Source organism: Haematospirillum sp. H1815, from assembly GCF_012102705.1.
Taxonomy (GTDB): domain Bacteria; phylum Pseudomonadota; class Alphaproteobacteria; order Rhodospirillales; family Rhodospirillaceae; genus Haematospirillum.
Map to the genome: position 1 here is coordinate 46,313 of NZ_JAAVTA010000007.1, position 21,338 is coordinate 67,650.

The 21,338-nt window shown below is 56.2% G+C and carries 19 protein-coding genes and 3 tRNA genes; 10 read left to right on the forward strand and 12 right to left on the reverse strand.

Going from position 1 to position 21,338, the window contains the following annotated elements; all coding sequences use genetic code 11:
- The first annotated feature begins 149 nt into the window (after nucleotides 1–149).
- The 3 genes from HEQ60_RS07090 to HEQ60_RS07100 are packed head-to-tail and all read left to right on the forward strand — an operon-like array spanning nucleotide 150 to nucleotide 2,536.
- Nucleotides 150–1,100: an Hsp33 family molecular chaperone HslO gene (locus tag HEQ60_RS07090; protein ID WP_168070965.1), complete on the forward strand. Its 951-nt coding sequence runs from the start codon at nucleotides 150–152 to the stop codon at nucleotides 1,098–1,100.
- Nucleotides 1,097–1,732 carry a hypothetical protein gene (locus tag HEQ60_RS07095; protein ID WP_168070967.1) on the forward strand — a complete coding sequence of 212 codons (636 nt, stop codon included), beginning with the start codon at nucleotides 1,097–1,099 and terminating at the stop codon, nucleotides 1,730–1,732. Before HEQ60_RS07090 ends, HEQ60_RS07095 begins: the two co-directional genes overlap by 4 nt.
- Nucleotides 1,733–1,783: 51 nt before the next feature.
- Nucleotides 1,784–2,536, forward strand: a complete 753-nt coding sequence (locus HEQ60_RS07100; protein WP_168070970.1) for a metallophosphoesterase family protein — start codon at nucleotides 1,784–1,786, stop codon at nucleotides 2,534–2,536.
- 10 nt (nucleotides 2,537–2,546) lie between these two features.
- Here HEQ60_RS07100 and HEQ60_RS07105 read toward each other — a convergent pair whose 3' ends face one another.
- The 4 genes from HEQ60_RS07105 to HEQ60_RS07120 form a co-directional block, all read right to left on the reverse strand.
- Nucleotides 2,547–2,891 (reverse strand): DUF2293 domain-containing protein, encoded by a 345-nt coding sequence (locus tag HEQ60_RS07105; RefSeq protein WP_168070972.1) that lies wholly within the window; start codon nucleotides 2,889–2,891, stop codon nucleotides 2,547–2,549.
- 8 nt (nucleotides 2,892–2,899) lie between these two features.
- Nucleotides 2,900–3,853 carry a UDP-glucose 4-epimerase family protein gene (locus tag HEQ60_RS07110; protein WP_209315463.1) on the reverse strand — a complete coding sequence of 318 codons (954 nt, stop codon included), beginning with the start codon at nucleotides 3,851–3,853 and terminating at the stop codon, nucleotides 2,900–2,902.
- Entirely contained in the window at nucleotides 3,850–5,274 is a 1,425-nt protein-coding gene (locus HEQ60_RS07115) for a phosphomannomutase (RefSeq protein WP_168070974.1), read from the reverse strand. The genes HEQ60_RS07110 and HEQ60_RS07115 overlap by 4 nt, the downstream gene beginning before the upstream one ends.
- 192 nt (nucleotides 5,275–5,466) lie before the next feature.
- Nucleotides 5,467–6,168, reverse strand: a complete 702-nt coding sequence (locus HEQ60_RS07120) for a helix-turn-helix transcriptional regulator (RefSeq protein WP_168070976.1) — start codon at nucleotides 6,166–6,168, stop codon at nucleotides 5,467–5,469.
- 346 nt (nucleotides 6,169–6,514) lie between these two features.
- Between HEQ60_RS07120 and HEQ60_RS07125 the strand changes: the two genes are divergently transcribed.
- The 3 genes from HEQ60_RS07125 to HEQ60_RS07135 all read left to right on the forward strand — a co-directional run bounded on the left by HEQ60_RS07125 (nucleotide 6,515) and on the right by HEQ60_RS07135 (nucleotide 8,914).
- Nucleotides 6,515–7,234, forward strand: a complete 720-nt coding sequence (locus HEQ60_RS07125; RefSeq protein WP_168070978.1) for an autoinducer binding domain-containing protein — start codon at nucleotides 6,515–6,517, stop codon at nucleotides 7,232–7,234.
- Between the two features lie 141 nt (nucleotides 7,235–7,375).
- Nucleotides 7,376–8,089, forward strand: a complete 714-nt coding sequence (locus HEQ60_RS07130; protein ID WP_168070980.1) for an autoinducer binding domain-containing protein — start codon at nucleotides 7,376–7,378, stop codon at nucleotides 8,087–8,089.
- A 108-nt stretch (nucleotides 8,090–8,197) separates the two neighbouring features.
- The gene (locus HEQ60_RS07135) at nucleotides 8,198–8,914 is read left to right on the forward strand and encodes a helix-turn-helix transcriptional regulator (RefSeq protein WP_168070982.1); all 717 of its coding nucleotides are present in this window, start codon (nucleotides 8,198–8,200) and stop codon (nucleotides 8,912–8,914) included.
- A gap of 379 nt (nucleotides 8,915–9,293) precedes the next feature.
- Here HEQ60_RS07135 and HEQ60_RS07140 read toward each other — a convergent pair.
- Nucleotides 9,294–9,383, reverse strand: a tRNA-Ser gene (locus HEQ60_RS07140).
- Nucleotides 9,384–9,619: 236 nt separating this feature from the next.
- On the opposite strand from HEQ60_RS07140, the gene HEQ60_RS07145 reads away from it, so the two are divergent.
- Nucleotides 9,620–9,925, forward strand: a complete 306-nt coding sequence (locus tag HEQ60_RS07145; protein WP_168070984.1) for a hypothetical protein — start codon at nucleotides 9,620–9,622, stop codon at nucleotides 9,923–9,925.
- A 373-nt stretch (nucleotides 9,926–10,298) separates the two neighbouring features.
- Here HEQ60_RS07145 and HEQ60_RS07150 read toward each other — a convergent pair whose 3' ends face one another.
- From HEQ60_RS07150 to HEQ60_RS07165, 4 genes are all read right to left on the reverse strand, one after another.
- Complete coding sequence (locus HEQ60_RS07150) at nucleotides 10,299–13,445, reverse strand: type I restriction endonuclease subunit R (RefSeq protein WP_168070986.1); 3,147 nt, start codon at nucleotides 13,443–13,445, stop codon at nucleotides 10,299–10,301.
- Nucleotides 13,442–14,770 (reverse strand): restriction endonuclease subunit S, encoded by a 1,329-nt coding sequence (locus HEQ60_RS07155; protein WP_168070988.1) that lies wholly within the window; start codon nucleotides 14,768–14,770, stop codon nucleotides 13,442–13,444. Before HEQ60_RS07155 ends, HEQ60_RS07150 begins: the two co-directional genes overlap by 4 nt.
- Nucleotides 14,767–15,708 (reverse strand): GIY-YIG nuclease family protein, encoded by a 942-nt coding sequence (locus HEQ60_RS07160; RefSeq protein WP_168070990.1) that lies wholly within the window; start codon nucleotides 15,706–15,708, stop codon nucleotides 14,767–14,769. The genes HEQ60_RS07155 and HEQ60_RS07160 overlap by 4 nt, the downstream gene beginning before the upstream one ends.
- A 73-nt stretch (nucleotides 15,709–15,781) precedes the next feature.
- Complete coding sequence (locus HEQ60_RS07165; protein ID WP_245183821.1) at nucleotides 15,782–17,530, reverse strand: type I restriction-modification system subunit M; 1,749 nt, start codon at nucleotides 17,528–17,530, stop codon at nucleotides 15,782–15,784.
- A gap of 720 nt (nucleotides 17,531–18,250) precedes the next feature.
- On the opposite strand from HEQ60_RS07165, the gene HEQ60_RS07170 reads away from it, so the two are divergent.
- Together HEQ60_RS07170 and HEQ60_RS10805 are read left to right on the forward strand one after the other, a co-directional pair.
- Nucleotides 18,251–18,670, forward strand: coding sequence for a hypothetical protein (locus HEQ60_RS07170; RefSeq protein ID WP_168070993.1), 420 nt, complete (start codon nucleotides 18,251–18,253; stop codon nucleotides 18,668–18,670).
- A 313-nt stretch (nucleotides 18,671–18,983) separates the two neighbouring features.
- The gene (locus tag HEQ60_RS10805; RefSeq protein WP_280842054.1) at nucleotides 18,984–19,109 is read left to right on the forward strand and encodes a hypothetical protein; all 126 of its coding nucleotides are present in this window, start codon (nucleotides 18,984–18,986) and stop codon (nucleotides 19,107–19,109) included.
- Here HEQ60_RS10805 and HEQ60_RS07175 read toward each other — a convergent pair.
- Nucleotides 19,075–19,148: transfer RNA gene (locus HEQ60_RS07175), tRNA-Gly, on the reverse strand. The genes HEQ60_RS10805 and HEQ60_RS07175 overlap by 35 nt on opposite strands.
- 295 nt (nucleotides 19,149–19,443) lie before the next feature.
- Between HEQ60_RS07175 and folE the strand changes: the two genes are divergently transcribed.
- Nucleotides 19,444–20,106: a GTP cyclohydrolase I FolE gene (gene folE, locus HEQ60_RS07180; protein ID WP_168070995.1), complete on the forward strand. Its 663-nt coding sequence runs from the start codon at nucleotides 19,444–19,446 to the stop codon at nucleotides 20,104–20,106.
- A 23-nt stretch (nucleotides 20,107–20,129) separates the two neighbouring features.
- Here the strand turns inward: folE and HEQ60_RS07185 are convergent.
- Nucleotides 20,130–20,206, reverse strand: a tRNA-Arg gene (locus HEQ60_RS07185).
- 79 nt (nucleotides 20,207–20,285) lie between these two features.
- Nucleotides 20,286–21,296 carry a prolyl aminopeptidase gene (gene pip, locus HEQ60_RS07190; protein ID WP_168070998.1) on the reverse strand — a complete coding sequence of 337 codons (1,011 nt, stop codon included), beginning with the start codon at nucleotides 21,294–21,296 and terminating at the stop codon, nucleotides 20,286–20,288.
- Between the last annotated feature and the right edge of the window lie 42 nt (nucleotides 21,297–21,338).

Genomic DNA, 21,338 nt, shown 5'->3' on the forward strand with positions numbered 1-21,338 from the left:
AGGCTAAAGCAGAAAAATGACCCCAAGCTCCAGAAAGACGGTTTGGTCTTTCTTGGCGGGGGTATAAACTGCACCCATAACCTGTTAACAACCAAGATCCGTTGACAGATCCTCTTTCGCCCTTTTGTCGTGTGTTGCCGAGATTGTTCATGACTGACCAGAGTGCCCCCCAGACCCCGGATTTTGCCCTGCCCTTTTTATTGCACGGCGGCTTGTTGAGGGGACGCTTGGCCCGCACGTGCGCAACCTCGGATGCCATTCTGGAGCGACACAAGTACCCGGCGGCCATTTCACGGCTGGTAGCAGAAGCTGCGGCTCTGGCCTCGGTATTGGCCAATGCCCTGAAATTCAATGGTGTCTTTACCCTGCAGGCCCAAGGCAGCGGGCCGGTACGGCAGCTGGTGGCTGATGTAACATCGGATGGACAGGTCCGTGCCTGCGCCACCTTCGATGAAACAGCGGATGGATTGGATGACCCCGGCACTGCCGAAGAAGCAAGCGTACAAAAGCTGTTGGGAACAGGGCACTTGGCCTTTACGGTTGACCAAGGGAATGTTCCTGAACGCTATCAGGGGCTGGTGGAACTGACAGGCCGAACCCTTTCAGAGTGCCTCCATGCCTATTTCCGTCAGTCCGAGCAGCTGGAAACAGCTATCAAGGTTGCATCCGAAGCCCCATGCCCGAACCACAACGGATGGCGGGCTGCTGCCCTGATGATCCAGAGAATGCCGGTCGATGGTGGCAAAATCCTCTCCATATCCAAGGACGATGCAGACGAGGCCTGGCGCACGGCCGTCATCCTTCTTGGGAGCCTGACAACGGCTGAACTCCTTGATCCCGGCCTTGAGGCCGGCACTGTTCTGCACCGCCTGTTCCACGATGAGGATCTGTCTGTATTGCCACCCCGCCCCTTGGTATTCGGGTGCCGTTGCTCACGGCAAAGGGTGGAAGAAACGCTGGCAACCTTCAGCCCCAGCAGCTTGGGCGAGATGCAGCTTGATGATGGATCGGTCAGCGTCCAGTGCCAGTTCTGTTCCACGGAATACATCTTCAGCGCATCGGATATCGAAGTCCTCTCCCAAGGTACAACATCACCATGACATACGCTTTCCCGTTTTCGCGGTTTCTGCCCGCTCTGGGCACAGTCTGCCTTTTTGCCATGCTGTCACTTGCTGCCGGGTGTTCGGACCAAGGGCCACCCGTTTCCAAACAACCAGAGTTACGCTTCCTGACAAAGGCTCCCTTTCGGTTTGCAGCACAAGGTCCGGATATTGTGACAAGCTATATCCCACCACTGCGCAGCCCACATGTCGAACATCGTATGCCTCTGTCACCGGAACAGGCCATGCGGACATGGGCACAGGACCGGATTACAACAACCCACACTCATCAAAGACATATCCGGGTTGATATACGCGAGGCATCCGTAACAGAAACCAAGCTTCCAACCAAGAAGGGAATCACCGGCTTCTTTACCAACGAGCCAGAGGCACGCTATGCCGCAAAAGCCAATATCGCGGTCCAGATTGTTGATGGCGCCGGCGTTGTGCGTCACGAAGCATCGGCCACAGCGTGGAGGACCATAACAATTCCCGAGAAAGCATCTCTGGCTGAACGTGACCAGATCTGGTTTGAACTGGTAGAGCACCTGATGCAGGATATGGATGCCCAGCTTGGGGCAGCCATACGCCAGCACCTGGGGTCAGCTCTCCTTGACCGGAGCACGTCCTGACAGCAAGGCCACACTGGGATTTGGTGTCGTGCACAACCGGAAGGGTTCGTCATGTCAGATGATAAGTCCTCGGGCACACATGCTGCTGTTCCGGAAGGGCTGGTTGTTTACGCCATAGGCGATATCCACGGGCGCCTTGATCTTCTGGACGCCCTTCTGGAACAGATTGGCCACGATATAGCCCAGCGACGCCAAGCAAAAGAGCGGGTGCTTTTGATTACCTTGGGTGATTACGTTGACCGGGGACCTGATACGCCCGGCGTTCTGGAACGCTTGCGGACTCTCTCCCTGGAAAACGGAGAAACACGCTGCCTGCTGGGTAATCACGAAGACTCCCTTCTGAGCTTCCTTGAACACCCTGCCGACGGGTTGAACTGGCTGAAATACGGTGGCCTAGAAACACTGCACAGCTATGGTGTGGATACGCCGGACAAGGAACCGGAGACGCTGGATCGTTTCAAACTGTCACGTGCCTTCAGGGCTGCCTTCCCCGGGGAACACCGCCAGTTTCTGCAAAACATGCCCCTATGGACGACATGCGGAGACTACCTTTTCGTACACGCTGGGATACGCCCCGGAATTTCACTGGGCCGTCAAAGCCGACGGGACATGTTGTGGATCCGGGAACCCTTCCTGTCGTGCACCGATACGCGGGAGCACACCGTGGTACATGGTCACACCATACACCCGACACCAGAAAACAGGGCAAACCGAATCGGGATTGATACCGGGGCCTGGCGCAGTAACGTGCTCACCGCAGTTGTTCTTCAGGGAACCCATCGCAGCTTTATCCAGACGCACTGAGATGACATCCCTATTCCGGTCGCGACGACCGGGATGGAGATATATCCGCTGACCAAGCGGGATCATCGTCCCCCACGGTGCGACGACAACCCCAGGACAAAAGCACGGTATTGAGTTGCCCGCAAACTATGGCACGCGCCGCATCACGACTGTAGCCATCCTCAAGCAGAGCATCATAGTCTGTAAAATGATGACGGGCCAAAGCCACCAAAGACAACCAGGCCGCGGCCTGAACCGACCCCCGCCGCAAACCGGGTGAATCCTGGGCATGATCCAGCGCAGCCTGTTTCTCCCACTGTGGAAGAGTGGGAGCCAAAAGGGACAAAGCCTGTTCAAGCTGGTGGCGACGAGTCATCGGACACCTCACCTCTCCACAAGATGGGCCACAGTACGTGCCAAACCTTGCCGGAGCGTAAGGGGTGGCTTCCATCCCAGCACAGAGCGAACTTTGGAGATGTCAACTGTCAGGGACTGGCATAATCGGTCAACAGCCGGCCCCATACCTGCACAAAGGCCAAGACACCGCAGCCAGGAAACAGGAACAGGAAAGAGACGCGCGCGCGTACCCATAGCTTCGGCAAGAGATCGTAGAAGATCCGCCGTCGAGACATCATCCCCGTCTGCCGCCAGAAACAACTGGTTCGCTGCGCCCGGATGAACCAAGCACAGAGCAATCAGATCCACAAGGTTATCAACGGCAATCATGGAGCGTCTGTTGCAGGATACAGAGGCAAGAGGCAAGGGAGTCCCCCTCTGCAACCACGTCATCATAGTGGCAAAATTGCCTTTGACCCCGGGCCCATAGACCAACGACGGGCGGATCACAACCCATTCCATACCACTACCAAGAGCCAAACGACGTAGCCCTTGCTCCGCTTCCCATTTGGACAAGGCATAAGCATCAGAAGGAGCCGATTGATCATCTTCCCGATAGGGTTTTTCTGCCTCGCGGCCCTCCCCGGAAACCTTGATGGTGCTTATGTAAATGAAACGCTTGATGCCAGCCTGTATGGCCTGCTGCACCAAAGCTAGGGTTCCCTGCGTATTCACGTCCCTGAAAGCAGACAAAGGATCAGGATGATTCTCCCGCATAACATGAACGCGGGCCGCCAGATGCACAACCGCGTCGCACCCGGCCAAAGCCGGGGACCAATCGGTACCGGCATCAATAGACCCGACAGGAACAGCCGGTATGCCGGCAATCGACTGCCCGTCCAGACGAACAGCTGGAACGGGTACAAAATGATCCGATGCGGCAAGCGCCACACACAGTGCATGCCCGACAAAACCATTTGCCCCTGTGACCAAAACCCTCACGGCAGCGACGCCAGGCAGAAACGACACAGGTCTTCGGCGCGACCGGGGGTTCCGGACTCGGTATAACACCGTAGCTCGGGCGCATTACCCGAAGGGCGCAAATGCACGATATCACCCGAGGAGAACGTCACACGCAACCCATCCGTTTGATCAACCAAGACAATGGTTCCACAATCGGGGGGCAGATAACGCAACAAACCATTCGCATCCTTCCGCAACTCATCCAGCAGAGCCAAACTCCGGGCTGGATCTATATCCTGCAAGCGATCACTGGCCGTAAAACGCTGTGGCAGATCAGCCATCAAGGCAGACAGGGAACACCCGCACATACGTGCCGCAGCAAGAAGCGTCACGATCGGCAGAACAGAATCACGGGTTACTAATGGCTCAAGAACACGATCCTCATGAACAATACGGCTTCCCAGGAGAAAACCGCCATTGGCCTCATATCCCACGCATATATTGTGTCCCGTTACATCATCCTGCATGGCTGCAATAACATGGGGCGACCCAATCCGCGTACGCGTTACCGCCCTGAACCAACCTGAGTGCTCCAAGGCCGTATTGCTGCTGACCGGCGTCACAACATGATCCGCACCAAGAAACCGGGAACACAAAAGGCCAACGGTATCCCCCCGTAGCCAGTTCCCCCCCTCATCCCCAACAAGGGGCCGGTCACCGTCACCGTCTGTTGAAACAACGGCATCAAAATCCAAGCTCTGCGCCCATTCACGGGCGGCGCGCACATCTGCAGGACTGACAGCCTCGGTATCGATGGCCACAAAACGGTCTGTTCTGCCGATGGAAAGAACACGGGCTCCCAACGCCTCCAGAATGACCCGCAAGATATCACGCGCCGCACTGGAATGTTCGAAGACGGCAACACGCATCCCTTCCAAGGCGCCTGCCCCGAAGAAATCCACATACCGACGCACATAAGCATCTGCGACCACTGTTTCCAGAGTGGGCAGCGCAGCTGGTATTACCGTTACCACCTTAGCCACAGTCATCTGCATCATGGCCACCTCATCGTCCTTGGACAGTTCCCCGTCCGGACGATAAAACTTGATGCCATTACGATCGAAAGGAATATGGCTGCCGGTCACCACAAGAACGGGAGCCTCGATCATCTGCCCATACCAAGCCAAAGCAGGTGTCGGCAGAACGCCGGCATAGCGAACCCGGAAGCCAGCCTCCTGAGCTATAGCGGCACAGACTGACGCAATGCGGGGACTACTGGGACGAAGATCGTGACCAACAACTAGGTCAGAAGACCTGCCTTTCCTTTTCACGAGCATCAGGAAGGCCTGCGTATAGGCTTGGCAGACCTCATCGGTCATCGCATCAACCAAGCCACGCACGCCACTGGTCCCAAAGCGAACCTCGGACTGCTCTGCTATATCAGAAAGAGTAACGTTCATAAGACAACCCGCATCGCCAGACGATAGCTGAACGGGTACCACAACCTCAAGCCAATGACCACCCGCACAAGAACTGTTCGAGGCCCCTCACAACAAGGAACCTTGCTTCCAGAACTGTTTTCCGCGGATAAAAAAAGCGCCGGAGCCGGACACAAATGTTCCGGCACCCACGGCGATGCGGCTCAAGCGCAACTAAACTTTTATAAGACCCAGGAACAAGGCCCTCCCACAGGCCTGCATGGTTGTCTGGCAACGCAACTTCCTACGGGCATCTTTCAGGTGCCACGAGATACCGTGGGCCGTCATGCCAAGAGATGTCGCGATAGAGCTGCAGTCAAACCCCAGCAAACACATACGCAAAATCTTGAGAGTCTTTTCACTGAAGGCAGGCGACGGCTCCTGCTGTGGGCAGGCACGCAACCAGTTCTGGACGAACATGAACGCCAGCCCCTCCAGCTCGGACCGGACGGGAATACTGATCGCTTCCTCCCTTGCCGTGGCAAAGTTCAACAGATACGTCCGCAATGGCAGCTGCACAGGGATAGAAAGACCAGTTCGCAAGCCATGCGAAGACGCCTCCCGGAAAAAATCCAGCTTTGCGCCATCCAGATCATCCCAGCTCATCGTCCCCATGGCAACGGGGGCAAGCAAAAGGGCCGGATCAACCTTGTGATAGGCGCGTTCCTTGTAAAGATCCACCCACCCGGGCGGACAGGATGCCGCAATAAAGGGATACCCGATGTCTCTTGACGCCTCGTCATCACCAGCCACGCCCATGAATGTGACGCATTCAAAACCCAAGTCCTTAGCCCTGGAACAGAGAGCTGTAAACAGCTCGCCTCCATCACGACCAACTGGCGCTTTTACGCCTGACACTTTTCTTGCTTCGTTCATTACTCAATCCCCCGCCATCAGCCGGAGCGACATACTATCGCAACGCCGCACACCCTTACGATGCGGCGATAGCACTGTATCAACCATAATTGACGTTTTCCAGACAAATTTTCACCCTGACTACATGGGATTTAAAACCGTAACGAGAACAGCAAAATCGACCAACAGGGGGACAACCCCTTGCAATCAAGGCAACTTCGTATGCGTACACGCTATGTGTGTATTTGGAAAATTTTTCTGGAATTCGTTCGGTTGCGTGGTATCTTCCCTGTTGAATATATGCGCGGCACGACAACCAAGAATGTGGGTCTTGTCGGGGTCGCTGGGGAAGAAAGGGCCTGTCGTTATGGAAAATATCAAGCGGTTCGAGATTGTGGACTCCCACAAGGATATAGCGCCCCTTTTCAACACACTCTTGGCCAACAGCGCCGCCATGGGGTTTGAGTTTGTTTCCTTCTGGGGAATGGAAGGGGAGGAAGATGTTATAAAAGACAGCAGCTTCCCATGTATCGCAGCATCATGGTCAGCGGACTTCGTCCACCGCTACGCGGAACGGGGCTACTATGAAATCGACCCGTTCACTCATATGCTTCCCGTCAGCGACTCCTCGCTGACATTTAACATGCTCAGAAACATGAACAGTGATTATTTCAATGAAATAGCCACGTTCGGCCTGAGGGATGGCGCTGGCGTGCCGGTGCGCATAGGCAATCGTCTTTATACCGTTGGATTTTGCACCAGCCGCGATGCTGGCATCCGGCCGGATGAACAGGGCACCCTGGAAAGCATGGCGTTCCGCTTTGTCCAAGATTACATGAGGGCTGAAACGCGGCCCGCAGCCAACAACCGCAACGAAACAGAAGAAAAAATTCTTGCGATGGCGCTGTCTGGATTTTCTGATGATGCCATTGCTGAATTCCTTGGTCTGACAGAGAGTTATGTCTCGACTTGCCGCTGGGGCGCTATGGAGAAATTAGGGTATCGCGCCCCACACGGGAAGTCAGTGCGCTCATCCAGGATGATCAGCGTCCCGCTGCACGGCACATCTACGGCGCTGAGGCAATAACGATAACTCCCGTCTCTTTGTCCACACCAGCGGACAACAGAAGTACACACATCAAGGGGGGATTGGAGCGCGCACGATGGCTTGTATGCTCCAATTTTTTTGGCGCGTTAATTCAGGGGCAAGCAGAAGGATTTGGTTGTTATGGAAGATATCAAGCGATTCGAAATTGTGGACTCCCACAAGGATATTGCCCCCCTGTTCAAGAACCTTCTGGCAAACAGCACTGCGATAGGGTTTGAATTTGCGGCATTCTTTGGATGGGAAGACGATGTCATAGAAGACCTCGGCTGCCCGTGCATTGCGGCGTCGACGCCCGGCAACTATGTCCAGCGGTATGTAGATCATGGCTATCATGATGTTGATCCGTTCACTTATGTGATTCCGGCCAGCGACACGACCGTCAAATATGATGCCGTCCGGAACATGAACAACGAGTTCTTCAATGAACTGTTCGCGTTCGGGCTGCGGGAAGGCATGGTTGTTCCCATACATGTAGGAAACCGGCTTTATTCCGTCAGCTTTATAACCAGTCGCGATGTCAAAATTCGCGAAGACGAACAGTCAACCATGGAAGGCATGGCGTTCCGTTTTCTGCAGGACTACATGCGGGCTGAACGACGCCCCGGCGCCAACGGCCGGGAAGAAACCGAAACCAGAATTCTACAGATGGCACTCTCCGGCTTGGGTAACGATATCATCGCGAGAACCCTTGGCGTAACAGAACGGTACGTTGCCGCCTGCCGTCAAGATGCCATGGGAAAACTAGGCACCAGCGTACCGTATGAAGTACACGGGCCATCATCGAAAATGGTTGGAATTTCGACGGATATCACATCGGTATCATCGAAGCAGTAAAGTTTACTGGAACCCCGGCTGCTTTACCGCATGGACGTATGCTGCGCGTATATTCAGCGGAATCTCCGGGTAAATTGTTCAGGGGAATGAGGGAGGAGACCCATCGTTATGGAAGAGATCAAGCGGTTTGAAATTGTGGATTCCTACAAGGATATAGCTCCTCTTTTCAAGAATCTTGTTGCAAACAGCACCGCGATGGGGTTCGAATTTGCGGCATTCTGTGGATGGGGAGACGATGAAGACACCGCAAAGGATAGTGGCATATCTATCATCGCCTCCTCTGAACCCGCTAATTTCGTTCATCGATATGTAGATCAAAATTATTATGAAATTGACCCTTTTAATTATGTTCTGCCAGCCAGCGATACGACGTTGACGTTTGATGCAGTCAGGAACGTAAATAAGGATTTCTTCGACGAAATAGCCACCTTGGGCCTGCGCAATGGGGTTGGAATTCCAGTTCACATGGGCAACCAACTCTACATGATGTTCTTTTCAACCAATCGTGACATCAAAATTCGCGACGACCAACAATCTGACTTGGAAGGCATGGCTTTTCGTTTCCTCCAGGACTACATGCGGGCTGAACGACGCCCCGGGGCCAATGGCCGGGAAGAGACCGAAACCAGGATTTTGCAAATGGCCCTGTCAGGCTTTGCTGATGATGCTATCGCCAGCTACCTTGGGGTCACAGAGCGATACGTTGCCGCCTGCCGCCGCGATGTGATGGACAGACTGGGGTCCCATGTCCCGTGCAAGATATCCGAACCCTCATCAAAAATGATTGGAATTTCTATGGATATCACGTCTGTACCATCAAAATAAGAACGGGGGATGGAGCCACTCCGGGGGGAGTGTCATCATGCAAGAGAGCAGTCGGCTCTAGCTTGTTGATTCCTAAAAAGACATGGCACCGCTGTTCAAAAAGCTTCTGGCCAGCGGTGCCGCGATGGGGCTCAAGCGTGCCTTTTTCTGGGTGATGGCTCAGGTATGATCACTTTCCAGTGGCAGCTACGCTCAGGGCGGCGGGAGGCGCTCGGGAGGGAGATGCGGAGGGAACAGGACAGGGCGAAAAGGGGCGGCGGAGCGCCTCCACAAAAGCAGACCCAAAGAAGGTGCGCCGATTCTTATCGCGCAGAAGTGTGGGACAACGCCGCTTCTCTTTTTGCAAGGTCTTATAAATCAATGCGTTAGAGAACGAATATGGCGGAGAGAGAGGGATTCGAACCCTCGATACGGTTTCCCGTATACACACTTTCCAGGCGTGCGCCTTCAACCACTCGGCCACCTCTCCCCTGGCGCAGGGCTTTTGCCCCGCTTCACCGGCTCTTACCAAGCACGGCGAGGCGGATTTCTAGCCGACGACAACGCAAAATGCAATGACTGTTTGGAGAAAAAATAATTTTTGTCCATGTGGCGCAGTCTTGAAGACCCTGATTGCACAGCCAAACACTTGTGGCATGCTTCCCATGTGGGGCCAGGCGCCTTATCTCCGGATAGGAGAAACGCCTCTTTGGGATCTACCGTACCATGACCGGGAAAATTATAGGGTGGCTCTTTCTAGGATTTGCGCTGATTTCCGCCTCGGCGGAAGGTGTCATGGCGCTTGGAACCAGTTCAGAAAGTGGACTTGCAACCGGCGAGCTTCTGGCTCTCCTTGCCGGCCATACAGCACCAGCACCAAACACAGCCCTTGACCGCATATTTGCTGATCTTCTGGCCCTGCCGGCATGGGCTGTAAGCGGCCCACTGGGCATTCTGCTGATCTTGATCGCCCGAGGAAAGAGAGAACCTGTAGCACAGGGAACCAGGCGCCTGATGAGACGGCGGCATTAACAAGAATTAAATAAAATTTTTGCAAAGAACTGGGGAATGCGATTTCAATCTAACCATCATCATGATCCTGGGGAAGATAGACGCCATTACCCTAATACATTAATCATAAATCTATAATATATCGTTCTTTCTGTATTCAGGCATAATCAATGCCTGAATACAGTTCCATCAAATCAATCACTTTTCATACTTATTAATGTAATGCATGCGTATTTATAGCATATAATTCTATGCCTTGAATGTAACCACCTTGAAGCTGACCCTGTGGAAAGAGAAGCGGCAGATGCTTTACTGCGCCACCCACTCCACCTATCTTATTGCCAGCGGGGAGAGCACCAGCAAGATCGACGACCTGCTCTGAGCTTCGACTCTGTCAGGCCCGCCACAAGGCTGCCCCCTCTCCTCCCGCACCACTACGCGCCCGCAAGGCTTCGTACAGACCCGCATGCTCGAACAGGATGTCCCGCAGTCCGTTCAGAACCTTTTCCGATCCCAATGCCTGCTTGCTCATGCTGGTATGGGCAGCCAGGGCATCCATGACAGCATTGGTCAGCTCTCGGGTCAGGTCGGGCGAGGCATACAGTTGCGCCTTGGTGTTGTTGGCGGCCTGTTCGACCAAAACCTCGGATTCCAGCAACTTCCCCTTGATGACGTTGTTCACATAGATCAGCTTGTCGTCATCGGTCAGGCCGCCCTCGAACAGGTCATTGACCTTCTCGATGATCTCGGCCAACAGCGCCCTTTGCTTGTCCTGCACCTCGCCAGTACCGGGTTCGGACATGGGCTTCAGCTTCTCGCCTTCGCCCTGCTTCAGGGACAGGTCGCGCCTACCCCGGTTGCGTAGGCTGTGGTGGGTGAGCTGGATGCCCGACAGATCCACACCTTCCCGCTCCCGCCCAAAATCCAGCAACGGCAGCAGACGACGAAAGAAGATCGCCCGCTTTTCAATGTCGGTGTTGCCGTAATCGAAAATCTGCGACAGGAACGCATAGACCCGTTGAAACACGCCCAAATCACGCTTGAAGAGGACCAGGGCGGCCATTTCGTTCTTGGCGTCTTTCTCGGCCTTGCTGTCCTCTGCCGCTTTGGCCGCTTCGATGAGGGCTTGCAGGGCCTTGTAGCGTTTCAGCAGCCGGTCGGCCACCGGGGCAATGGCGGCGCCAAGTTGATTCTGGGATGCCTTGGGGTCCATATCGACCGCCACCACACGATCCACCTCGGCATCATCATAATGGCCGGAGGCATCCAGCTTGGCGCGAAGGTCGTAGACAAGATTGGGGTCGGTGACGCCCTCCAGCTCCGCCGTCTCGTAATAGGTCTTGAAGGCGGTCAGCACGTTCCCGGGTTCGTTGATGAAGTCAAGGATGTAGGTAGTGTCCTTGCCGGGATAGGCGCGATTGAGCCGTGACAGGGTCTGCACGGCCTGGATACCGGCTAGCTTCTTGTCCACATACATGCCGCACAGCAAGGGCTGGTCGAAGCCGGTCTGGAACTTGTTGGCCACCAGCAGGATCTGGAATTCGTCCGTCGCAAACGCTTTGCGTATGTCGCGCCCGGCCAGGGTGGGGTTCAGCGCCTTGCTGTTTTCGGTAAAGCCCTCCGGCCCCAGTTCCGAATCCTGCACCTCGCCCGAGAAGGCCACCAGAGTACCGATCTTATAGCCCTGTTCCTTGATGTACTTGTTGATGGCCAGTTGCCAGCGAACCACTTCCTGGCGGCTGGCGGTCACCACCATGGCCTTGGCCTTGCCACCCAGAAGCGGGGCAACGGTGGAACGGAAATGTTCCACCACCACCTTGACCTTCTGGCTGATGTTATAGGGATGCAGCCGCACCCAGCGCATGATGCCTTTCAGCGCCTCGGCCTTGTCCACCTGGGTTTCGTCCCATTCCTGGCCGCTGCTGGCCAGTTTGAAGGCCAACTTGTAGGAGGTGTAGTTCTTCAGCACATCCAGGATGAAACCTTCCTCGATGGCCTGGCGCATGGAATAGACATGGAACGGCACGGGCACGTTGTTCGGCCCGGCGGGCTGGAACGGATCGGGACGGCGCCCGAACAGCTCCACAGTCTTGGCCTTGGGGGTGGCGGTGAAGGCCACATAGGTGATCCCGGCTTGGTTGGCGCGCGCGGCCATCTGCGCGGCCAGAACATCCTCGGCGCTGATTTCGCCGCCGTCTTCCAGTTCCTGCAGGTCCTCGACCGACAGCACCTGCTTCAGGGTGGCGGCGGCGGTGCCGGTCTGGGATGAATGGGCCTCGTCGGCGATGACGGCGAAGCGTTTGCCCTGGGTTGCCGCCAGTTCCTGAACCTCGGCCAAGGCGAAGGGGAAGGTCTGGATGGTGCAGACCACGATCTTCTTGCCGTTGGCCAGAGCCTCGGCCAATTGGCCGCTTTTGCTGCCCTTTTCGCTGGTGATGGTGGCGACCACCCCCTTGGTGCGCTGGAACGAGAAGATGGCATCCTGCAACTGGTCGTCCAGCACCGTGCGATCACTGACCACCAGCACGGAATCAAACAGTTTGGCCTGGTCGGCATCGTGTAGATCGGCCAGGAAATGGGCGGTCCAGGCGATGGAGTTTGTCTTCCCCGACCCGGCGGAATGCTGGATCAGGTATTTCTGCCCCGGCCCCTCGGCCAGCACGGCGGCCACCAGGGCGCGGGTGGCATCCAACTGCTGATAGCGGGGAAAGATGATCTTGGTGATCTGCTTCTTCGCATCCCGCACCGCCACCACATAGCGGCCCAGGATTTCCAGCCAGGACTCCGGCGCCCACACCTGTTCCCACAAGTACGCGGTGGCGTGGCCCAAGGGATTGGGCGGATTGCCCGCCGCGCCCCCGTCGCCTTTATCAAAAGGCAGGAAGGTTGTTGTCGCCCCCTCCAACTTGGTGGTCATCCTGACCAAAGAGTTGCTGACGGCGAAATGCACCAGGGCGCCACGGGGAAAATCCAACAACGGCTCCGCCGATCCTTGGCCCTTGGGCTTGGGGTTGCGGTCGAAACGATACTGATCGACGGCGTCATCGACGTTTTGGGTGAAGTCGCTTTTCAGCTCCACCGTCGCCACCGGAATGCCATTCAGGAACAGCACCAGATCGATGCAGTTTTCATTATGCAGCGAGTACCGCACCTGCCGCACCACCCGCAGCCGGTTGGCGGCGTACTTGGCCATCAGTTCGGGATTCAGGCCCAAGGCGGGCTTGAACTGGGCCAGGGCCAGAGGCTGCTGCAGGCCCAGCAGTTCGACGCCAAAGCGGATTACGTCCAGGGTGCCCCGGTCATCCAACTGCTTGCGGATGCGGTCGAGCAGAATGGCCTCCGCTGCCGCGCCATGGCTTTTGGTCAGGGCCTCCCACGCCCGGGGCTGGGTCTGCTTCACCCAGTCCAGCACATCGGTGGGGAACAGGGCGCGGGCACGATCGTACCCGCCCGCATCGGCGGGATCATACAGCCAGCCTGCCGAGGCCAAGGCGGCGCAGATGTCATTCTCGAACTCGATTTCCTTATGCAGGGCGCTCATGCAACCTCCTGCAGCGCGACGCAATTGCGCACATCGATCTTGCCGGTCACAGCGGCAGAAATCAGGGCGGAGCGGTGTTCTTTCAGCAGCGCGATGGCGCGTTGGGCTTCGGCGATGAGAGTGTCGAACTTGGCGGTCTGCTCGTCGAGGAAAGCGGCAATGGCAGATTGTTCAGAGACAGACGGAAAACCTGTAGAGAAGTCACGGACGAAATCGTCTGGAACACGCTTCTGCCCACCCGATCCGTACATTGTGGCTTCTCCTCTTTTCCTAAATAGTACAGAGGCAAAAAGCCAATACAGGAAGTCGCTCGTTGCCTCTGCTTCCCCGGGGCGGGCAACAATCAGCTCGGTCGTGCCAAAGCCGATACCCCCAATAAGGTTACGCATCACAGCGCCCTTGCCGTTCTCGAAACAGGGCGTGATCTTAGCGATAGTGACGTCGCCTTCACGAAAGTAAGTGTAACCCGTCTCGACATCGCCAATTGTGCGGGTTCGCTCAAGATCAAGGGAACCATCGTATCCAATCGCCTCCATGGGCAAGAATGAGACCTCTTCTTCTCTATCTCTTCCCGCAACTTCAGACTTTGGTGGATTGATGGTCGCAACGAACCGCAGCCGTTTCACATCCCAATGAGCGGGCACCTTGCCCAGCCATTTGATGCCGCTGTCTTTCATGGGCGCGGAGGGATCAAGCCCCTTGGTGACGGCGTGGGAGATAACGGCCTGACGCTTTTCCTTCAGCAAGCCTATCAGCTTTTCCTGCTCGGCCACCAGCGCATCAATCTTCCCCGTCTCACGGTCAAGAAAGGCCGCAATAACGGATTGTTCTGCTTTCGGCGGAAGGAGGACCGGCAAGCGGGAATGATACTGCGGGTCCAAATCCCACTGGTTCACGCGGATTCCCTTGGAGACCATCCTGTAGGCCGCCGTATACTCCAACGACCGGAGAAGGTAATGCAGATACTCGGACGAACAGTCATGAAGTGGTTCGTAAATGAAGTACGCCGGGCTTACGATCCCGCGATATCTGGAAATGCCTACCGATCCCTGCCACGCCTTCATCTTGTTGATGGCCAAACATCTAGGCTCAACCAACTGATATGACGTCAGGTCTTCCGATGCATTGTTGAAATTGTCGTCCCTACTGGCTTTGGGCACCACGCCATAGTCCCGATAGACAGACAGCAATTCTTCGTCCGGGAAGCCCGTGCGCTTGGTTCTGCGGAACAAGGTCCACAGAGGGACTGCTTCCCAATGCTCCGGTACCTCGCCCAGCCATTTGATGCCGCTGTTTTTGTACGCGGGGTAACGGGGAAAACTCATGGCTCACCTCCCTGGTTGGTGGCAACAGCAACGATCCGGGCGTCCTGCCAGTCGGCATAGGTCTTTCGTGTGCCTGCCACACACCATTCCTTGCGCCCGTTGGAAGACCGGCCCAGAACGACGGCAGCCGCAGCACTGGGTTTGGTGAAGGCATAATCCCGGACAAAGCGCAGATGGCCAACATCATCGGGGACCAGAACGCCTTCGTCGTTCAAACGCTGATGCATGGACTGATACCCGGCCAGAGAAACACCGATCCAGGATGCTTGGGCCTGCGATCCGGCCAGGATCACAAACTCACCATCAATCTCGCGGGCCTCGGCCCTCAGGGTGTGCTTCTTGCTGATCAGCTCGAAGACAGGGGACACAGGCGGCTGGTCCGAACCGGACGACGGCATAGCGTTCTCTCCGGGCCGGGACGTGGCTGCCTCCTTCAACACATCCAGCCCCAGCACCGGCAAGACGACGCGAAGCTGTTCGATGAAGACTTCCATATCCGATCGATCCGCTTCGGGCAACAGAGGCAGGTCCGGGGCGGTGTTGTTGACCAGCCTGACCCGCCCGGATTCCGCCGCAATAGCGATCAAGCGGCTTTCCAGATAACGCACATGGGCCTTGGTCAGGTTTTGGTCCTTGCTGGTGACAACGCAGGTCCGGTCCCAGAATTCCTTGGCTTCGTCCTTGTTGTGCTGGGCCAGACGCTTGCCGACGCTGTCAGTCTCGCCCACATAGACCAGCGGCCTGTAACCGCCATCCGGGTCGGTGCCGGACAGGATGTAGATGCCGGTACGCCCGGCTTCAAGCCTCTGGATCAGATCGGCAAGGCGCGAACGTGGCGCGGTCATCACATGGCCGGTCCAGTTCATGATCTCGGCGGTAATGATGCCGCCCGGCGTCCCGTCAGCCAGGAACAGGCGGATGGATCGGCCCTTGGTCATGGCATCGCGCCCTGAGTATCCAGATGCAGCCGGATACAGACATCCACGGGGTCACAGAAAATGACCACGCCACTCATCCCGCGATCTCTTCCAGCATGGCCTGGATGCGGCCCACCACCTGTTTCAGGTCGGCGTCGATGGCTTCCAGCGGGCGTGGGGGCTGGAAGACGTAGAAGTGGCGGTTGAAGGGGATTTCATACCCCACCTTGGTCTTGTCGGGGTCGATCCAGGCGTCGGGCACATGGGGCAGCACCTCGCGCTTGAAGTACGCCTCGACATCCTCGGACAACGGCACGTTCTCGGTATCGCGCAGCTTGGGATCGGGCATCTTCTTGCCCTTGGCCTTGCCCTTCTGGCCGATCACCGGCTTGCCATCCTCCATCAGCGGGCGCTCTACGGTGATGGTGCGATATCCGAAATCGGCATTCTTGAAGATGCGGCTGATGGGCTTGTCGTCCGCCTCGGACTCCTTGAACTCGCCGAACAGGCGGGTGATCTCGGCGATGTGGTCGTCGGACAGTTCCTTGCGCTTGCTTCCTAAAGATTTGCGCATCTTCTGCCACATGCCCGAGGCGTCGATCAGCTGGACCTTGCCCTTGCGGTGTTCGGGCTTACGGTTGCTGACAATCCACACATAGGTGCTGATGCCGGTGTTGTAGAACATATCGGTGGGCAGGCCGATGATGGCTTCCAACAGGTCGTTCTCCAGCACATGGCGACGGATTTCGCTTTCGCCGCTTCCCGCACCGCCGGTGAACAGGGGCGAACCGTTCAGGACGATACCAAAGCGCGACCCTCCATCGGCAACAGGCCGCATCTTGCTGATCAGATGCAACAGGAACAGCATCGAGCCATCGGACACGCGGGGCAGGCCGGGACCGAAGCGCCCGTTATAGCCCAGAGTTTCGTGTTCCTTGCGGACCTCCTTCTCCACCTTCTTCCATTCGACGCCGAAAGGTGGATTGGACAGCATGTAGTCGAAGGTGGTAGCGGGATGGCCGTCCTCGGACAAGGTATTACCAAAGGCAATCTTGGACACGTCCTGGCCCTTGATCAGCATGTCGGCCTTACAGATGGCGTAGGATTCCGGGTTCAGCTCTTGCCCGAACACAGTCAGGCGGGCCTTGGGGTTGTGTTCCTCCAGATATTCACCGGCAATGGACAACATGCCGCCGGTTCCCGCTGTAGGGTCATAGATGGTCCGCACCACACCCGGCTTGGACAGAACGTCGTCATCCTCGATGAAGATCAAATTGACCATCAGGCGGATGACTTCGCGCGGCGTGAAATGCTCACCGGCGGTCTCGTTGGACAGTTCGGCGAACTTGCGGATCAGTTCCTCGAAGACCAAGCCCATCTGATGGTTGCTGACCCGATCGGGGTGCAAATCCACCTGAGTGAACCGCTCGGTCACTTGATAAAGCAACCCGGACTTGGCCAGACGCTCGATCTGGGCGTGGAACTCGAACCGCTCGAACACGTCGCGCACAGCGGGCGAAAAGCCGTTGATGTAACTGTAGAGATTCTGGCTGATGTGATCCTGATCGCCCATCAGCTTCTTCATGTCCAAGGGCGAGACGTTGAAGAAGCTTTGACCCGCTACCCGCAACACAAAGGGATCGGGGGTGATGCCCTGGGCCTGTTTGGCCTGATACTCGGCCAAGACGGCGGGCTTGGTGGCCTCCAGGACGCAATCCAGACGGCGGAACACGGTGAAAGGCAGGATCACACGCCCGTATTCAGATTGCTTGTAATCACCGCGAAGCAGATCGGCGACAGACCAGATGAAGGCCGACAGGGATTGCTGATTCATGGTGATCATGGCCTCGTGACATTGCGTGGTTGCGAATGAGGGGGACGTTAAGGCCAGCTACCATTACACGCAAGTCGTTCGAGTAAGAAAACCGTGTGACTTGCAAGCAATGTTGAAAGGCGCATGATTTTAGGCCCCGATGTTCGGGGCAAAATCTCGTCGGGTATCAAGGAGATGGATGGGAGCGAACGTCCCCCGGCAAGGGTGGTATCTCTGCTCTGCTGAGCTCCGCTCTCTTTCCGCCTTCCTCTTGGCTCTGGGCGGGGCTTACTGCCCCCTGAGAGGATGGACCCCCGATACATTACATTCCTGTCAACAATCATCTGGGGATGTAATACACTAGGGCAGAGACAAGCAAAGGAAATCGGGCCTTGGCCTAGAAGCCCAACAGCAAGCCGTCAGGGCATACCTGAAGGACGGGATTGGGAACTGGTGGGGAAGTTCAACAGGGTGGAGAACGGCAAGAATAATGATAGGCCCCAGCTTGCCATCCGCCTGTTGCGCCTAACTCCCACACCCTAATTCGTCGCGGTGGAGAGGGCGCACGCCCAAGAAGGTCTATGACCGGATCACCCGCCCGATCCGTTACTTTCTGTCTACCCGTATCAACACCACCCTTGGCCCCTCATTCTTCGCATGGAGCAAGAGGTGTCCATTGATGCCAAGTCGCGACCGCAAGAATGGCTGGCAGGCATTGATTACCCCTTTCAATCCCAAAGGAACCTATCCATGAGCGATTTTGCCGCCCCGTCGATCCAGACCCAGAGCAACAGCCCCACCTCCCCCGAACGTGCCTGCGTCAACCGGGTGGGCGGGGTGCAGATAACCGCTCAAGAAGACCACAATGCAGGCATGGAGCGGCTGGATGATGATACCCTGGAAACCAGCATCACCGAGGTTGCAACCAAGGCTTCCGCTTCGGACGTGGTCAGCATCATCAACGCCATTTCCAAGAACGAAGGCATCCCGGAAGCGGCCATCGGTCTCATTGCCTCTCAGATGGAGATGGAGCTGGAGCCTGGGGAAGCGATCGCACGGGCCAATATCGAGCTGGCCAAGCATGTGGAAGAGAAGGAGGCACGGTATCACGCCCTCCGCTTCATCAAACAGGGTAGAAAGCCCTTCAAACACAAGAAGACCCGCAGGTGAAGTAATCCCGTTCCGGTCACGTAACCAAGCTAAAGCTTGCGGTCTGGAGAAACCGCAACCCGGATTATCTTCATACCCCCGCACCCCGCGCCAAGACTGGCAGGCACCACCGAAATAGGGAAGGGATCCCATTTACAAGTTCCCCATCGAGCGCAGGAACTCCTGCCCCAGAGGCAGGGGGTTCCTGCTGTACCAGCTTCCGCCCGGTGTGACAGCACACAGGCCGGATTTCAAAACGGTGCTCCCCGGGGAAGGGCTTGTCAACCGCGTTTGCTTGGTGCCACCACTCGCATAGACATGATCGAGGAAGACAATGAGCAAACCTGAAACCATCATCACGGGGGATGATCGTCACGGCACTTTGCGGCTCGTCATCAAATTTTCTATTTTTAATGAAGAATTGCTGGAGCGGGTGAAGGGAATCGAACCCTCGTCGTAAGCTTGGGAAGCTTCTGCTCTACCATTGAGCTACACCCGCATGCCAAGGTACAGTGCCTGTTTGAGGACAGGATCTATACGGTCAGCCAACGTTCTTGGCAAGGCCATAAATAGAAAGATACGGTGAACAGACATCATTCAATATGGCACGAAGATCAATCGGCCCTGATTGGGACAAGAAAGCAGGGAATTCTCCAAGACACAGACTTAACGTGCAAGGCCGCTCTGACCATCAGACAAAAGCCTGCTTTTTGCTTGACACAACAAGCATGAACATGGTCCGACAGTCAGGAAAACAATGCCCCCTGACGCCCGCGCACAGCCCAGGTGAAACAATGACTGATCCCCGGAGAGAAACATTGCGCCCTACATCAACCAGCACACTATCCACGGTTCAATCATCCATCACACAGGGCGAAGCCATCGAACGCCCCTCTCGACAGGATGCCGAGGAAGCTGTGCGCACCCTGCTGCGGTGGGCCGGGGATGATCCCACGCGGGAAGGACTGCTTGAAACGCCCGCTCGCGTGGCCCGTGCGTGGGAAGAATGGTGCTCCGGTTATGGCAATGATCCCGAGGAATACCTGCGCCGCACCTTTGAAGAGGTCGAGGGGTATGACGAGATGGTTGTCCTGAAAGATATTACCTTCGAAAGCCATTGCGAACACCATCTTGCAGCCATTATTGGTCGGGCCCACGTTGCCTATCTGCCAGACAGGCGGGTGGTCGGCATCTCAAAGCTGGCCCGGATCGTGGATCTATATGCAAAGCGGTTACAAATTCAGGAAAAAATGACAGCCCAGATCGCCGGTGCGATACAGGATGTGCTGGAGCCAAAAGGCGTTGCTGTTGTCATAGAAGCCAGCCACCAATGCATGACAACCCGCGGCGTTCACAAAACAGGTGTCAACATGGTCACCAGCCGCATGCTGGGAGCCTTCCGGGAAGACAGCGCCACACGGCGAGAATTTCTGGCCGTGATCAGCTCAACCCGCTGAAATCATATAGGGAAGAAGGATGATGGTGTCCCCGGCGGGATTCGAACCCACGGCCCCAGGATTAGGAATCCTGTGCTCTATCCTGCTGAGCTACGGAGACATACCATACGCCCTGCCCGATACGGGCAAGAACCGCGTTCTTATAACAGCCTGATCCACTTCTTTTCCAGTTTTTCTTGTCAGCATTGCCCAAGCTGATTGGCAAACGTATTAACAGCGGCAACCAACGCACTACGCAAACTGGCTTCCATGGCGGCGTGGCCACTATCTGGAACTATGACCAATGCACTGCCCGGCCACGCCTGGTGCAAGGCATATGCCGCACGCGGCGGACAAATCACATCATGGCGCCCCTGTACGATATGACACGGCAGATGCCGTACGGTATCGAGACAATCCAGCAGCTGGTTCTCGGCCAGGAAACCCTTATGGATCATGTAGTGGGCCTCCAGTCTGGCAATGGCAAGACTGCAGCTTTGCCCATCTTCACGGACAATCGACGGGATAAAAGGCAGGGGCACCAAGCGGGCACAGGCATCTTCGTACCGAGCCCACGCATCTGCTGCAGGCCCGTGAATGGCTGGATCTGGATCACAAAGGCGACGATACATCGCCTCCAGAAGGACAGACCGCTCATCATCCGGAAGAAATTCATAAAAGCGGCGAGCTGCCTCGGGATAAAAATGCTGCATACCGTTCAGAAACCAGTCTACCTCTGCCCTTGTAAACAGGAATACACCGCGCAAGACAAACCCCAGCACGCGATCGGAGTAAGCCTGTCCATATGCCAAAGCCAGCGTGCTTCCCCACGACCCACCAAACAGCAGCCAGCGATCAATCCCGAGAAAGACCCGCAAAGCCTCCATGTCATCAATCAAATGCCCGGTTGTATTGGCATGGATACAGGCATAGGGAAGGGAACGCCCTGCCCCTCTCTGGTCGAACAAGATGATACGATACCGTGATGGATTGAAAAACGTACGGTGAACAGGCGCACACCCAGCACCCGGACCGCCATGAATATAAACGACAGGAATACCTTCCGGATTCCCGCACTCCTCCCAATAAAGCTGATGACCATCACCAACATCCAGCAAGCCGGATGCATAAGTATCGACCAGATCATATGGCTTTCCACGCTTTCTGATATCAACAGAATCAACGTGGTGCTGGGTAGGTTTTGCGCACATCTCTTGGAAAATCCCCGGACCTGAACAGACCAGAAGCAACAC

What these genes read in the sequence shown, in the direction of transcription:
- HEQ60_RS07165 (WP_245183821.1), bottom strand. Translation starts at nt 17,530, where the DNA reads ATGATCACCATGAATCAGCAATCCCTGTCGGCCTTCATCTGGTCTGTC.
- pip (WP_168070998.1), bottom strand. Translation starts at nt 21,296, where the DNA reads ATGTGCGCAAAACCTACCCAGCACCACGTTGATTCTGTTGATATCAGA.
- HEQ60_RS07090 (WP_168070965.1), top strand. Translation starts at nt 150, where the DNA reads ATGACTGACCAGAGTGCCCCCCAGACCCCGGATTTTGCCCTGCCCTTT.
- HEQ60_RS07115 (WP_168070974.1), bottom strand. Translation starts at nt 5,274, where the DNA reads ATGAACGTTACTCTTTCTGATATAGCAGAGCAGTCCGAGGTTCGCTTT.
- HEQ60_RS07125 (WP_168070978.1), top strand. Translation starts at nt 6,515, where the DNA reads ATGGAAAATATCAAGCGGTTCGAGATTGTGGACTCCCACAAGGATATA.
- HEQ60_RS07145 (WP_168070984.1), top strand. Translation starts at nt 9,620, where the DNA reads ATGACCGGGAAAATTATAGGGTGGCTCTTTCTAGGATTTGCGCTGATT.
- HEQ60_RS07105 (WP_168070972.1), bottom strand. Translation starts at nt 2,891, where the DNA reads ATGACTCGTCGCCACCAGCTTGAACAGGCTTTGTCCCTTTTGGCTCCC.
- HEQ60_RS07130 (WP_168070980.1), top strand. Translation starts at nt 7,376, where the DNA reads ATGGAAGATATCAAGCGATTCGAAATTGTGGACTCCCACAAGGATATT.
- HEQ60_RS07150 (WP_168070986.1), bottom strand. Translation starts at nt 13,445, where the DNA reads ATGAGCGCCCTGCATAAGGAAATCGAGTTCGAGAATGACATCTGCGCC.
- HEQ60_RS07120 (WP_168070976.1), bottom strand. Translation starts at nt 6,168, where the DNA reads ATGAACGAAGCAAGAAAAGTGTCAGGCGTAAAAGCGCCAGTTGGTCGT.
- HEQ60_RS07095 (WP_168070967.1), top strand. Translation starts at nt 1,097, where the DNA reads ATGACATACGCTTTCCCGTTTTCGCGGTTTCTGCCCGCTCTGGGCACA.
- HEQ60_RS07100 (WP_168070970.1), top strand. Translation starts at nt 1,784, where the DNA reads ATGTCAGATGATAAGTCCTCGGGCACACATGCTGCTGTTCCGGAAGGG.
- HEQ60_RS07135 (WP_168070982.1), top strand. Translation starts at nt 8,198, where the DNA reads ATGGAAGAGATCAAGCGGTTTGAAATTGTGGATTCCTACAAGGATATA.
- HEQ60_RS07155 (WP_168070988.1), bottom strand. Translation starts at nt 14,770, where the DNA reads ATGAGTTTTCCCCGTTACCCCGCGTACAAAAACAGCGGCATCAAATGG.
- folE (WP_168070995.1), top strand. Translation starts at nt 19,444, where the DNA reads ATGACTGATCCCCGGAGAGAAACATTGCGCCCTACATCAACCAGCACA.
- HEQ60_RS10805 (WP_280842054.1), top strand. Translation starts at nt 18,984, where the DNA reads ATGAGCAAACCTGAAACCATCATCACGGGGGATGATCGTCACGGCACT.
- HEQ60_RS07170 (WP_168070993.1), top strand. Translation starts at nt 18,251, where the DNA reads ATGAGCGATTTTGCCGCCCCGTCGATCCAGACCCAGAGCAACAGCCCC.
- HEQ60_RS07160 (WP_168070990.1), bottom strand. Translation starts at nt 15,708, where the DNA reads ATGACCAAGGGCCGATCCATCCGCCTGTTCCTGGCTGACGGGACGCCG.